The organism is Rhodoferax sp. MLSD5-FHT05B10 (assembly GCF_058793415.1).
The window spans coordinates 85,724-99,298 of the sequence record NZ_JBXAFT010000003.1; the positions used below are offsets into that span (position 1 = coordinate 85,724).

Below are 13,575 nucleotides of genomic sequence, written 5' to 3' on the forward strand. Positions count from 1 at the left end.
AGAACATAAGGAGTTTCAAATGAGCTTGCTGACTGCTGATGAAATCGACTCGATCATGCCGCACCGTATGCCGGGCACGACGCTGGTGGAGTATGGACGACTGGCAATTGCCGCAGCACTTGGCGCTGTTGAAGGCAAGCTGGTGGGGATGGATGTGGAGCCGGTGGCGTGGATTTGGAAATACGCTGATGGCAGCGAAGAAGTGGTTTTCGTTCCTCCGCGATCAATTGATCCGACTATGGAAGATGCGCCATCCAAGATAACTCCACTCTACACCCGCGAAGCCCTAGCCGCCCGAGTGGCGCAGATGCAGGGGGAGATTGAGCGGTTGAAGGCGCTGTCGGTAACAAACATTCTGCTTGCAATTGTTCCGGGAGATGGTTCTGGCCTTGAGGTTTATGCGCAATCAGTAAACGAAATTGTCGAGGCTCTAGGGAAATTGGATGACGAACGCGACGCCCTGCAATCCCGCGTGGCGGAGCTGGAAAGCGCTGTCGGTACGGTCTGTGAGGGATGGACACTACCAGATGGGGTGCGAAAGACACTTGAAACGGTGTTGTTTCAAACCGCCACCACTGGGGAGCAACAACCATGACCGCCCAACAAATAACCCTGGGCCGCGATGTGGTGGAGCGGGCTCTTCAAATCATTGAGCTTGACGCAACATTCAACGGCCAAAAACTATCCGACACTCTCCGCGCCGCCCTCGCGCGGCCAGAGCGGGCCGAGCAGCAGCAGAAGGCGGTTGCTATCGGGCACGAGTGGAAGCCTTGCGTGAAGCTGCCAATCATCGTTCATGTCCGTGAACAGCGCCACGGAGAGACGCACGTCAGCACGCGAGAAGGAATCACACCAGTCAGACCTGACGACCTCATCATGCGCGGCGTGGCTGGAGAGGAGTACCCGATTGGACGTGAACTGTTTGGTCGGACGTACACCTTTGACACCACCCCACCCGCCCCGCAGGCGCTTCCTACCGAGTGGGCCAAGTTCATCCACTATCCCGAGTGCTGGGACACGGCGGAATATCCGACGCTGGAGAGTGCAGCGCATGAGGCGCTGGCGTTTGCTGGGTGCAGTGTGCATCCGCATGTTCGGCAGGCGCTGCCGTGGGTTGGGCTGTCGGAGGAGAAGATCGACGAAGCTGGCGAAAAAGAAGATAACGAAACTGCTTTTTTGGTTGGCTGGTACAACGGCGCACGATGGGCCGAATCCCTCTTGCGCGAGAAGAACGCCTGCCCACCAGCAGCGCAGCCGGCCGGGGAGCCAAGTTGCTCAAATACTCTGCGCTTACTTGGCAAGCCATACCCGCGTACATGCAAATTGTGCGGACTGGGGCCGTGCAAGAGTCCGACAACTGCACAACCATCCCCCGACGACCACCCAGTAATGCACTCGACACCCGCCGGTGCCAAAAACGTTGATCTGTTGCGAATGCTTGCGCACCGCGCCAGATGCTTCCCGAACTACCCAATTGGCTACCACATCCCCGAAGTGTTCGCCGCCATTGGTGAAACGCCTCCGAGTCCTTATGCAGACGACACCACAGTAATGAACTCGCGCCCAGCCGCCCCCAAGAAGGACGCCACATGCTGACTACAGAAATCCCCATCTTCCCGGCCGACTTGATGCAGCTGCTGGGAATCCGTCACCCCAACACATTGCGGCTTGCCATCAAGACCGGGAAAGTTCCAGAGCCCGATGTGCGGCTTACCCAGAAGACCCGCTACTGGCACCGGTCTACGCTGGTGACTGCTGGCCTGCTTCAGGCATCAGCCAGTCCGCCCACGCCTGCAGCATCTGCCGCCGCTCCGGAAGATACTCTGCCCGGTTGTAAATAGCCCGCACCTTGTCATCCGGGGTATGGGCAAGCTGGCGCTCCACGGCGTCCTTGTTGTAGCCGGCCTCGTTCGCCCAGGTGCTGGCCACGGTCCGCCAGCCATGCCCTGTCATTTTCTTGCCGTAGCCCATGCGGCCAATCAGGTATAGAACCGAGTTTTCCGACATTGGCCGGTCCTGGCGCCGGTCGTTGGGGAACACATACTCACTGCCGCGGCTGCGCGCCTTGAGGTTTTCCAGCAGCTTCATGGCCTGCCTGGACAGTGGCACCAGGTGGTCTTTCCTGCGCTTCATGGTGGACGCCGGTATGCGCCACAGGTCACCGTCTATTTCCGTCCACCGCATCATCCGCAGCTCCTGGGTCCGAACCCAGCACAGGGCGATCATCCGGCAGGCATGGGCCGACAGCATCACGCCCTCCAGATCCAGCCGCTCCATGAATGGCTTCACGTCCTGCACATCCAGTGCTGCGAATGACACCACCGTGGTCTTGGAAAACGCTTTCCTGGGGTTGATCAGCTCGCATGGGTTCAGTGCAGCATGCTCATGCTCCACCGCCCAGTCGAATACCTGGCTCAACCACATGCGGGTCTTGCGCACGTACACGCTCAGGCCGGCGGCGTCCATCACCATCAGGGTTTCAAGAACATCGGCGCGGGTCAACTCGCCAATGGCACGTTTCCCGAGCTTGGGGAATATGTGCTGCTTCAGGGCGTTCTCTGCATTGGCTCGGTATTTCTCCGACACGTCCAGGCGGCTGGACCAGTATTTCTCGCAGGCATCCTCCAGCGTCAGGCTGGCGGCCTTCTTGGCGGGTTTGACTGGCGTACCGTTGGCCAGCGCAAGGCGGAGCTCGTCGCGCCGGGCGCGCGCATCCGAAAGACCCAGCAGTGGATAGGGCCCGAAGCTCGCAGTCTGGGGTTTCCCTGCCAGTCGATAGGACATGCGCCAGAGCTTGCTACCGGTAGGAGACACCACCAGGTGCAGGCCGTTGCCGTCAAACAGCTTGTACGGCTTTTCCTTGGGCTTGGCGGACTTGCATTTGCTGTCACTCAGCGTATTTGTAGGCACTTTTGTCTCCGTGCCCCGCCAATGCCTACATTCGTGCCCACCGTTTGATGCGGTGAACACATGCAGACAAGTTGAAATGATTACAAACCGATGGAAACAAGCAGGGCCTAAGTGCTTGATTCTGCTACGAAAAAACGAAAAAAAACGCGCAACCCGTGAGGATTGCGCGTTATATCTGGCGGAGCAGGCGGGATTCGAACCCGCGGTGGGTTTTACCCCACGCACGCTTTCCAGGCGTGTGACTTAAACCGCTCATCCACCGCTCCAGAGCCTGCTATTTTAACCTGTCTTTGGACCACTTTGGGATCGCCGCACACGCAAAGACAAAAAAAAGGGGCACTTTGCAAGTGCCCCTTTACAGCGTCAGCCGAATCAGCGGATCACGGCCAGCGTAATCAGCTGACCACCGCGCACGGTCTTCAGCGTCAAGGCGCCGTTCTTGATGTCGCCCTTTTCGTCAAACGTAATGGGACCGGTCACACCCTTGTAGTCGGTCGTGGCGGCCAACACGGGCAAGTACTTTGCAGGGTCCGAGGAACCGGCCTTGACCATTGCAGCGACCATGACCTTGACGGAGTCGTACACATAGGGAGCGTACACCTGGACGTCAGCATTGAACTTGGACTTGAACTTGGCCTTGAACTCGTCCATGCCAGCCTTGGCTTCACCCTCGACACCGCCAGCCTCGGCGCAGAACACCTGGTCGTCGGCAATGGCGTCACCACCAAGCTTCACCAGTTCGGTCGTGCAGATACCGTCGCCGCCCATGAACTTGGCCTTGATGCCCAGGGACTTCATCTGCTTGAGCATGGGGCCGGCAACGGCGTCCATGCCACCGAAGAACACGACATCAGGCTTCTTGCCCTTGATGGTGGTCAGGATGGAATTGAAGTCGGTTGCCTTGTCGGTCGTGAATTCCTTGGCAACCACTTTGCCGCCCGCACCTTCCACGGCCTTGGCGAACTCTTCAGCCACGCCCTGACCGTACGCGGTACGGTCGTCGATCACGGCAATGGCCTTGCCCTTGAGCGTGCCCACGGCATACTTGCCCAGCGTGCCACCCAACTGGGTGTCATCAGCCACCACGCGGAACGTGGTCTTGAAACCCTGACGGGTGTACTTGGGGTTGGTAGCGGAGGGGGAAATCTGGGGGATGCCAGCGTCGCTGTAAATCTTGGAAGCAGGAATGGTCGTTCCCGAGTTCAGGTGACCAACAACACCCACCACTTTGGCGTCTGCCAATTTCTGCGCAACAGCCGTGCCCTGCTTGGGATCTGCCGCATCGTCTTCGGCCATCAGTTCCAGCGTGACTTTCTTGCCGTCAATCACGACACCAGCGGCATTGAGTTCTTCAATGGCCATGCGAGCGCCGTTTTCATTGTCTTTACCCAGGTGGGCGATCGCACCACTGGTAGGTCCCACGTGGCCAATTTTCACCACGGCGGCAGCGGCCGGAGCGGGTGCAGCAGCAGGGGCTGCAGGCGCGGCTGCCTCTTCTTTTTTACCGCAAGCCACCAGCAAAGTTGCTGCAGCCAGTACTGTCAAAGTACTTTTCACCTTGAATTGCATAAAAACTCCCAAAATAGAAACAAAGATAAACAGCGTGAATTAATTAATTCCACAACCAGCACAATACCCCAATTTGCCTGATTCAGGCATAGGGAAGTTACCGAGAAGGGCTTTTCCAGCAGCGCCCGGCATACCGCTGCGGCTCAGGCTTTGGGCAGGTCTTCTGCCGTTGCCTGGATCACAGCCTGACGGACGGTACTTTCAATTTCCTGATGCAAACGGCGTGCCAACAAATCTACCTGGTCTTGCAGCATGGCCTGCACCGCTTCGTGCAACCGCTCCTCGACGATCGGCGCAATACGCTGCAACACCTGCTCCACCAGCCGTTCGCGGTCGAACGCTGGCATCGGTGCAGGCGCCGGGAGCGGCGCATCGGGCTGGACGACTTCCGTCAGCGTCGGGAAGAAACGGGGAAAGGTCTTGGGCGGCTGCATCAGTTGGCACCTTTCACGGCCAAATCGTGGCGGGTAATGGAATAGCCCCGCGCGGTGTATTGCTTCCAGCGGCGGCGTGCCGGATCCCGGTCTGCCCCGTTCTGGCTGACCACTTCAATCAATCGCGCGAATTGGTCAAAACCTTCGGGGATGGCTTCTGCAAGGTTGAGCAACACCTGCCGCGGGCCGACCACCTGCACCAGATCGGTGACCAGCAGCACGGGCGAACGTCCCTGCACCGAAGGCTCGGCGTCGCTGGTGCAATGGGCCACGAAGTCGGTCGCTGACAGCGCCCACAGACCGGCATCAACCTGCTGCACCATATCGGTGTCGGCCAGCACCACCACCCGGGCCCCACTGCCAACCGCCTTGCGCAGCAGCCGGCAGACGTACGCCAGCCGGTCGGGCGCACCAAAATGGAAAGCAACCTCGGTCACTGGGTGCCGGTCCGTTCCAGCAGGTATTCCACCAGCAACCCCACTGGCCGGCCAGTGGCACCCTTGCCCGCCCCGCTTTTCCAGGCGGTGCCTGCAATGTCCAGATGGGCCCAGGGGAATTTCTCTGCAAACCGCTGCAAGAACTTGGCCGCGGTAATGGCACCCCCCGCCCGTCCGGCCACATTGGCCACGTCGGCAAACCCGCTTTTGAGCCCCTCCGCGTAGTCTTCATCCAAAGGCAACCGCCAGCACAGATCCTGCGAGGCCTCGCCCGCGGCAAACAGGGCGCTGCCCAGTGCTTCTTGCGTGGAAAAAAGGCCGCTGCGCACCGCGCCCAGGGCCACCATGCACGCACCGGTCAGCGTGGCAATGTCAATCACCGCTGCGGGTTTGAAACGCTCCGCGTAGGTCAGCGCGTCGCACAGCACCAGCCGGCCTTCGGCATCGGTGTTGAGGATCTCAATAGTCTGGCCGCTCATGCTGGTCACCACATCGCCGGGCTTGACCGCACGGCCGCTAAGCAGGTTTTCACAGGCGGGTATCAGTCCCACCACATTGATTGCGGGCTTGAGCAGCGACAGCGACCGAAACACACCCAGCACGCTGGCTGCACCGGACATGTCGAACTTCATCTCATCCATCTCCGCGGCCGGCTTGATGGAAATGCCTCCGCTATCGAAGGTAATGCCCTTGCCCACCAGCACGGTGGGCGCCTGGGACTTGGCCGCGCCGCTGTAGCGCAGCACCACGAAGCGCAGGGGTTGCTCGGAGCCCTGCGCCACTGCCAGGAAGGACCCCATGCCCAGTTTGGCAACCTCCTTGGGGCCGAGCACCTCGCAGCTGATCTTGGGAAGTTGTGCCAGCTTCTCCGCCGCCTGCGCCAACGCCACCGGGGTGGCATGGTTGGCTGGGCGGTTGGCCCATTCCTTGGCCAGCTCCACCCCGGCCACAACAGCCACGGCACGGTCAAATGACGCCTGGACTTCCGTGGCATTCGTGGCCGTCAGCACGATTTTCTGCAGGATGCGGGCTTCGGGCTTGGACTTGGTGTGGGTGTACGCATAGGTGGCATCGGCCACCGCCAGCACGGCGGCGCGGATGGCTTCCTCGCGGGCCGGTGCGGCAAAACACACCAGCAGTTTCTTGAACGCCGGTGACTTGACCGACGCCACAGCCGCCAGAAGTGCCGTACGCACCTGGCGGGCAGACCCGTCCCCCACGCCAGCCAGCACCACGCGTGCGGCGTTGGCCTGCATGGGCCGGTACAGCGCAAGCATCTTGCCGGGCTTGGTCTCCAGATCGGTCGACTTGATGGCCTGCGTGATCAGCACCGACAAATCGTCCTTGGCACCCTTGAAAGTTTGCGGAACCAGCACAATCAGGGCATCACACTTTTCGCTGGAAACGCCAACGAGCCCCAGGGGTTTGAGTTCAAAGTTCATAATTCGGGTTTTCCTTCCTCGCCATGTTATTCCATTCCTCCATCCGCAAAGAACTCGCACGCAGTTTCGGCGCAACCCTTGTGGTGCTGGTGACGGTGGTGATGACAATGACCCTGATCCGCACGCTGGGCGAGGCTGGACGCGGCACCTTCAACCCGGCGGACGTCATGCTCATCATGGGCTACACGGTACTCTCGGACATGCCCACGATTTTGTCCCTGAGCCTGTTCATTGCCGTCGTCAGTGTGTTGACACGGATGTTCAAGGACAGCGAGATGGTGATCTGGTTTGGCAGCGGACGTGGCCTGGCATCCCTCATCAAGCCGCTGTTCCGCTTTTCCTGGCCGATTCTGCTGGTCATCATGGCCTTGGCGTTCTTCATTCTGCCCTGGGCTTTCGGGCGCATCGAGGACATGCGCGACCGCTACGAGAAACGCAGCGACATCGCCCGCATCCAGCCGGGCCAGTTCCAGGAGTCGGCCAGTGGTGACCGGGTTTTCTTCGTTGAAAAAGACGCCAGCGGCAAGCAGGCCGGCAGCAACGTCTTCATTGCAACCAACGAGCAGGGCAAGGAAACCGTGACGTCAGCCCGCAGCGGCAAGGTGGAAGTCATCGGAGCCGACAAGTTCCTGGTGCTGGAAAACGGCCAACGGCTGGAAAAGACGGTTGGCAAACCCGACCTCACCGTCAGCGTTTTCAACTCCTACGGCGTGCGCGTGGGTGCAGATGACCAGTCCACCCGAACCTACGTGCCCACCAGTTCCATGACCACGCTGGACCTGATCAAGGCCCCCATACCCCGCCACCTGGCCGAAATTGCCTGGCGGGCCGGGCTGACGCTGGCCGCCATCAATTTCATCGTCATCGGTCTGGCCGCAGCTGGCGCCAACCCCCGCGTCGGGCGCAGCGCCAACATGGGTTTCGCATTCATGGCGTTTGTGGTGTATTTCAACCTGCTGGTGCTGGGCAAGAGCTGGATTGAAAACGGGCAGGTGCACTTTGCCGTGTACCTGCTGGCCGTGCATGGCGGGGCCTTGATGCTGGGCCTGCTGTGGCTGGCCAAGCGCCACAACAACTGGATCGTGCGCCCCCCCCGCAAACCTGACACCGCCACACCGGCACGGACCACCTCCCCATGAAAACCATCCGTCGGCTGATCTATGGCGAAATGGTCGTGGCGGTAGCGCTGGTGACCCTGGGGTTCTCCACGCTCTTCTACTTCTTCGATTTTGTTGAAGAACTGCAGGCCGTGGGCCGCCACAGCGCCACCGGGTACACCGCCGTGCAGGCGTTGCTCTATGTGGCCCTGATGACTCCCAGCCATCTGTATGAGCTGCTGCCCATTACGGTGCTGATCGGCACCATTTTCGTGATGGCACGCTTCGCCCAGAGCTCCGAATTCACCATCCTGCGCACCAGCGGCCTGGGCCCCTGGCGGGCACTGCGCACCCTGCTGGTGCTGGGACTGGGCTTCGTTTTCTTCACCTTCGCCGTGGGCGACTACGTTGCGCCATTGGCGGACAAAACGGCCCAGCTCCTCAAATCACGCTACCAGGGGCGCATCACCGTCGGGAAAACCGGCGCCTGGCTCAAGGAAAAGCAGGCCTACGGCAGCTACGCCGTGAACGTGGGTGCACTGGCCCCGGACGCCAGCATGCGGGATGTCCGCATTTTCGAATTCGACAACCAGGGCCATCTGATCTCCATGACCCTGGGCCAGCAAGCCAGCTTCGGTGAGCATGACGACTGGCTGCTGCAGAAAGTGGACCGCACCGAGTTCACCACCAGCGATGCCAAGGGCTCGCGGGTGGACCGCACCTTCGTCGACCAGTTCCGCTGGCCAACCCAGATCAGCGCGGAGATGGTGGCAGCAGCGGTGTTGCGGCCCGAACGCATGGGCACTATCGACCTGTTCCAGTACATCCGCCACCTGAACGCCAACAACCAGTCGGCCCAGAAATACGAAATCCAGTTCTGGAAAAAGGTGTTCTATCCCCTGAGTTGTCTGGTGATGGTCGTGTTGGCCTTGCCCTTTGCCTACCTGCATTTCCGCTCGGGCAGCATCACCACCTACGTGTTTGGCGGCGTCATGGCCGGTATCAGCTTCGTGTTGCTCAACAACGTGCTGGGCGATCTCGGCGCCTTGCAAGGCTGGCAACCCTGGTTGACGGCCGCCCTGCCGGGCCTGATTTATTCCTTCGTCTCCCTGACGGCATTCATGTGGCTGGTGATACGACGATGACAACCCCTCCCACCCCGCGCCGGGGCATTGTGCTGTTTGCCCACGGCTCCCGCGACCCCCTGTGGCACAAACCCATGGAAGCCGTCGCCGCGCACATCGCGACCCTGTCGACACACACACCGGTGGTCTGCGCCTACCTGGAGCTCAGCGCCCCCGACCTCGCTGCTGCCGTCGCTACCCTGGTGGACGCCGGCGTGCAGTCCATCACCATCGTTCCCATGTTCCTGGGCGTTGGCAAACACGCCCGCGAGGATTTGCCGGTTCTGGTCGCGCAGCTGCGGCAGCAACACCCCGTGGTGCAGTTCACCCTGCAGCCCGCCATCGGCGAGGATGCACGCCTTGTGCAGTTGCTGGCCCACATGGCTTTGGACAGCCCCTGAAACAACGCGTTTGCGGCATAATGAATTTCACCTTTAGTTGAAATTCGATATGAACCTGCACCAGTTTCGCTTTGTTCAGGAAGCCGTTCGGCGCAACCTCAACCTCACCGAAGCCGCCAAGGCACTGCACACCTCGCAGCCGGGGGTTTCCAAGGCCATCATCGAACTGGAGGAAGAGTTGGGCGTGGAAATTTTTGCCCGCCACGGCAAGCGCCTCAAGCGCGTCACCGAACCGGGCCAGCATGTGCTCAAGAGCATCGAGCTCATCCTGCGCGAAGTCGGCAACCTCAAGCGCATCGGCGAACAGTACAGCGCCGAGGACAGCGGCACACTCTCCATTGCCACCACCCACACCCAGGCCCGTTATGTGCTGCCCGAGAAAGTGGCCGCGTTGCGAGCCGCCTACCCCAAGGTCAACATCAGCCTGCACCAGGGCTCGCCCGACCAGGTGGCCCGCATGCTGATCGATGAGGTGGCCGAAGTCGGCATTGCAACCGAGTCACTGGCAGACTACGCCGAACTGGTCACCCTGCCCTGCTATGAGTGGCAGCACATGCTGGTGCTGCCGGTAGACCACCCGCTGGCCCGCAAGGACCGCATCACCCTGGAAGAGGTGGCGCTGGAGCCCCTCATCACCTACCACCCTTCCTTCACCGGCCGCACCAAGATCGACCAGGCTTTTGCCACCCGCAAGCTGGAGCCGCGCATTGCGCTCGAAGCCATTGACTCCGACGTGATCAAGACCTACGTGCGGCTGGGCCTGGGTGTCGGCATTGCGGCTGAAATGGCCGTGCGCGATGTGATGGAAGACGGCGGCAAAAGCGGCCTGGTGGCACGCCCGGTGGGGCACCTGTTTGGGCAGAACGTGGCCCGCGTGGCGTTCAAGCGCAGTGCCTATCTGCGCAACTTTGTCTACACGTTTGCCGAACTGCTGAGCGACCGCCTGGACCGCAAGCTGATTGCCCGCGCCATGGACGGCCACGTGGAAGACTACGAATTCTGAAACCCTGAACGCAGCGCAGCATGACCCCGTCCCTCCAATCCCGCCTGCCCACCGTGGGCACCACCATCTTCAGCGTGATGTCCGCCCTGGCCGTTCAGCACAAGGCCGTGAATCTGGGCCAGGGCTTCCCCGACTTTGCCTGTGACCCAGCCCTGATCGACCACGTCACCCACGCCATGCAGGCAGGCCACAACCAGTATCCGCCCATGCCGGGCATTGCGCCCTTGCGCGAGGCCGTTGCTACAAAAATAGAAGCACTCCACACAAGAAAATACGGGGCTACAGACGAAATTACCATTACAGCCGGCGCCACGCAGGCCATTCTCACCGCCATCCTGGCGGTGGTGCACCCGGGCGATGAAGTGATCGTGCTGGAGCCCTGCTACGACAGCTACGTGCCCAACATCGTGCTCGCCGGCGGCACGGCGGTGCGCGTTGCGCTCACCCCGCTGACGTTCCGGCCCGACTTTGATGCCATCGCCGCGGCGCTGACGCCCAAGACCCGCGCCCTCATCATCAACACCCCGCACAACCCCAGCGCCACGGTGTGGAGCCATCAGGACATGCTGCGCCTGCAGGAGATTCTGGCGCCCACCAACGTGCTGCTCATCAGCGACGAGGTGTACGAGCACATGGTGTTCGACGGTGCCCCGCACGAAAGCGCGGCCCGCTACCCCGGTCTGGCCGAGCGCGCCTTCATCATCTCCAGCTTCGGCAAGACCTACCATGTCACTGGCTGGAAAGTGGGCTATGTGGCGGCGCCCGCGGCCCTCACCGCCGAGTTCCGCAAGGTGCACCAGTTCACGGTGTTTACCGTGAACACGCCTATGCAATACGGCCTGGCGGCGTACATGGCCAACCCGGCACCCTACCTGGAGCTGCCCGCCTTCTACCAACGCAAGCGCGACCTGTTCCGCGCCGGGCTGGCCAAAACCCGTCTGCGCCTGCTGCCCAGTGAGGGCACGTACTTTCAGTGCGTGGACATCTCGCAGGTGAGCGATCTGGGTGAAGCCGACTTCTGCCAGTGGCTCACTGCCGAGGTGGGCGTAGCCGCCATTCCACTGTCGGCGTTTTATGGCAACGGCTTTGACCAGCGCGTGGTGCGCTTCTGCTTTGCCAAACAGGATGCCACCCTGCTGGCCGCACTGGAAAGGCTGCAGGCGCTCTAGTCGGGCCGCACATCCGCACACTGCCATGGACCTGCACGTTCCCACCCTGTTCCTGGTGATCATCACCGTCAGCGCCACGCTGGCGGGCGCCATCGCTGCCGCGGCGTACCGCCGCCAGCACGACGAACTGCGGGCCTGGGCACTCGCGTTGGTGCTGCACGCCATCGCCTACGTACTGTTCAGCCTGCGGGGCAAGATTGGGGATGTTGCCTCCATCGTCGCCGCCAACAGCTTGCTGGCCGCCTCGCTGGCCCTGTTCGCCGAGGGTCTTTTCAAATTCCAGCACCGCCGCCCGCCCCGGTGGCTGATCTGGCTCCCGGTTGCCGCCGTGGCCGTGACGTTGCCCTTCTACCTGCACGACCTGCGCGTGCGCATCATCTTCTGCGCCAGCATCTATGCCGCGCAGAGCCTGCTGATCCTGGTGGTGTTGCTGCAGAAACGCCGGGAAACGGTGGGGCGCGGGCAGTATTTCCTGGCGCTCGGACTCGTCCTCTTTCTGACCGTTTTTGTATTCCGCAGCATCGGAACCGCCACCGGGATGGCGGAGATGCTGGTCTTTACCGCGTCCAATTTCATCCAGAGCGTGACCTACCTCAACACCCTGGTGTGCATTCCCCTGATGACCCTGGGCCTGGTGGTCATGGCCCGAGAGCGGATCGAAGATGCGCTGCACGAAAGCAACGGCTTCGTGCAGTCCATTGTCGACTCCATTCCCGCCCAGATTGTGGTGATTGACAAGACCGGCGCGATCACCGCCGTCAATGAAACCTGGCGACGCTTTTCCGTCGACAATGCCCCCCTCCCCGGCACGCCCGCGGTCAACACCGGCCTGGGTGCCAACTACCTGGAACAATGCCGGCCCACCACGCCTTCGCCTGCAACCAGCGCACTGGGCCCTTACGATGGAATCAAGGCCGTGCTCGATGGGCGACTGCCGACGTTCAGCCTGGAATACGACTGCCACTCCCCCACCGAGCAGCGCTGGTACATGATGACCGTCACGCCATTTGGTGACCGACGCAGAGGCGCCGTCATCGTGCACAACGACATCACCGCACGCAAGAAAAGCGAGAACGCGCAGCGCGACACACTCAACTTCCTACAGAAAGTTTCCGCGGGAGTACCCGGAGTCATTTACGAATTCCGCCTGCGCCCAGACGGAAGTTCCCATTTCCCCTACATCAGCCCCCGGGTTGAAATATTCGGGTTGACCCCCGAAAGTCTGGCCAAGGATTCCAGCCCGATATTTGCCAACGCACCGGCGGAAGACGCCCAGATGGTGATGCGCAGCATTGCGGATTCCGCCGCCACCCTGTCGCACTGGCGCGCCCAGTTCCGCATGCGCCAGCCCACGGGGGATTACCGCTGGTACGAAGGGCAGGCCACACCGGAGAAGCAGCCCGATGGCAGCATCCTCTGGTTCGGGTATTTCTCCGACATCCAGTTGCAGAAGGAAGCCGAAGAGCGCATCCGCCTGATGGCGCTGCAGGACGTGCTGACAGGACTCCCCAACCGGGCCCTGTTCGACGACCGCGTGCACGCCGCACTGGCCGCCGCCCAGCGCGACCAGACCCAGCTGGGCTTGATGTTCATCGATCTCGACCAGTTCAAACCCGTCAATGACCGCTTCGGCCACCGGGTCGGCGATCTGCTGCTGAAAGAAGTCGCCAACCGGATCCGTGCAGCGGTGCGTGAGTCGGACACGCCGGCGCGCATCGGCGGAGACGAGTTTGTGGTTTTGCTGCGCAACATCGTGCAGGCAGACGACACCCTGATGGTGGCGGAAAAAATCCGTCTGGCCCTCCAGGCCCCCTTCATGGTCGAGGGCCATGCGCTGTGCATCTCGGCCAGCATTGGCATTGCCCTGTATCCCGAACATGGCTCCGAGGCCGTAGAACTGGCCCGGCATGCCGACGAAGCGATGTACCACGCCAAGCTGAGCGGCAGCAACCAGGTGTCCCTGTACGCACCCGGCGCCTAGGCACCGTT

General features: G+C 61.4%; 13 protein-coding genes and 1 tRNA gene. 8 read left to right on the forward strand and 6 right to left on the reverse strand.

Annotated elements, in window-relative coordinates; translation table 11 throughout:
- Positions 1–19: 19 nt before the first annotated feature.
- The gene (locus AC1Q5W_RS05590; protein WP_492643155.1) at positions 20–595 is read left to right on the forward strand and encodes a hypothetical protein; all 576 of its coding nucleotides are present in this window, start codon (positions 20–22) and stop codon (positions 593–595) included.
- Positions 592–1,596, forward strand: coding sequence for a hypothetical protein (locus AC1Q5W_RS05595; RefSeq protein ID WP_492643156.1), 1,005 nt, complete (start codon positions 592–594; stop codon positions 1,594–1,596). Before AC1Q5W_RS05590 ends, AC1Q5W_RS05595 begins: the two co-directional genes overlap by 4 nt.
- A gap of 144 nt (positions 1,597–1,740) precedes the next feature.
- Here AC1Q5W_RS05595 and AC1Q5W_RS05600 read toward each other — a convergent pair whose 3' ends face one another.
- The 6 genes from AC1Q5W_RS05600 to AC1Q5W_RS05625 form a co-directional block, all read right to left on the reverse strand.
- On the reverse strand, positions 1,741–2,910 hold the full coding sequence (locus tag AC1Q5W_RS05600) for a tyrosine-type recombinase/integrase (RefSeq protein ID WP_492643157.1): 1,170 nt from the start codon (positions 2,908–2,910) through the stop codon (positions 1,741–1,743).
- Between the two features lie 176 nt (positions 2,911–3,086).
- Positions 3,087–3,176 (reverse strand) — tRNA-Ser (locus AC1Q5W_RS05605).
- Positions 3,177–3,282: 106 nt separating this feature from the next.
- Entirely contained in the window at positions 3,283–4,479 is a 1,197-nt protein-coding gene (locus AC1Q5W_RS05610; protein ID WP_492643158.1) for a branched-chain amino acid ABC transporter substrate-binding protein, read from the reverse strand.
- Positions 4,480–4,622: 143 nt separating this feature from the next.
- Positions 4,623–4,913 (reverse strand): hypothetical protein, encoded by a 291-nt coding sequence (locus tag AC1Q5W_RS05615; protein WP_492643159.1) that lies wholly within the window; start codon positions 4,911–4,913, stop codon positions 4,623–4,625.
- Complete coding sequence (locus AC1Q5W_RS05620; RefSeq protein WP_492643160.1) at positions 4,913–5,350, reverse strand: DNA polymerase III subunit chi; 438 nt, start codon at positions 5,348–5,350, stop codon at positions 4,913–4,915. The genes AC1Q5W_RS05615 and AC1Q5W_RS05620 overlap by 1 nt, the downstream gene beginning before the upstream one ends.
- Positions 5,347–6,792 (reverse strand): leucyl aminopeptidase, encoded by a 1,446-nt coding sequence (locus AC1Q5W_RS05625; RefSeq protein ID WP_492643161.1) that lies wholly within the window; start codon positions 6,790–6,792, stop codon positions 5,347–5,349. The genes AC1Q5W_RS05620 and AC1Q5W_RS05625 overlap by 4 nt, the downstream gene beginning before the upstream one ends.
- A gap of 23 nt (positions 6,793–6,815) precedes the next feature.
- Here AC1Q5W_RS05625 and lptF point away from each other — a divergent pair, with 23 nt between their 5' ends.
- Genes lptF through AC1Q5W_RS05655 form a run of 6 tightly spaced genes read left to right on the forward strand, consistent with a single transcriptional unit; the run spans position 6,816 to position 13,567 of the window.
- Positions 6,816–7,931: an LPS export ABC transporter permease LptF gene (lptF, locus tag AC1Q5W_RS05630; protein WP_492643162.1), complete on the forward strand. Its 1,116-nt coding sequence runs from the start codon at positions 6,816–6,818 to the stop codon at positions 7,929–7,931.
- A complete protein-coding gene (gene lptG, locus AC1Q5W_RS05635) occupies positions 7,928–9,034 on the forward strand; it encodes an LPS export ABC transporter permease LptG (protein WP_492643163.1) in 1,107 nt (368 codons plus the stop codon). The genes lptF and lptG overlap by 4 nt, the downstream gene beginning before the upstream one ends.
- Positions 9,031–9,414, forward strand: a complete 384-nt coding sequence (locus tag AC1Q5W_RS05640; RefSeq protein WP_492643164.1) for a sirohydrochlorin chelatase — start codon at positions 9,031–9,033, stop codon at positions 9,412–9,414. Before lptG ends, AC1Q5W_RS05640 begins: the two co-directional genes overlap by 4 nt.
- Positions 9,415–9,463: 49 nt before the next feature.
- Positions 9,464–10,417, forward strand: coding sequence for a CysB family HTH-type transcriptional regulator (locus AC1Q5W_RS05645; protein WP_492643165.1), 954 nt, complete (start codon positions 9,464–9,466; stop codon positions 10,415–10,417).
- Positions 10,418–10,437: 20 nt separating this feature from the next.
- Positions 10,438–11,586 carry a pyridoxal phosphate-dependent aminotransferase gene (locus tag AC1Q5W_RS05650; RefSeq protein ID WP_492643166.1) on the forward strand — a complete coding sequence of 383 codons (1,149 nt, stop codon included), beginning with the start codon at positions 10,438–10,440 and terminating at the stop codon, positions 11,584–11,586.
- A 25-nt stretch (positions 11,587–11,611) separates the two neighbouring features.
- Positions 11,612–13,567: a sensor domain-containing protein gene (locus AC1Q5W_RS05655; protein WP_492643167.1), complete on the forward strand. Its 1,956-nt coding sequence runs from the start codon at positions 11,612–11,614 to the stop codon at positions 13,565–13,567.
- Positions 13,568–13,575 lie beyond the last annotated feature (8 nt).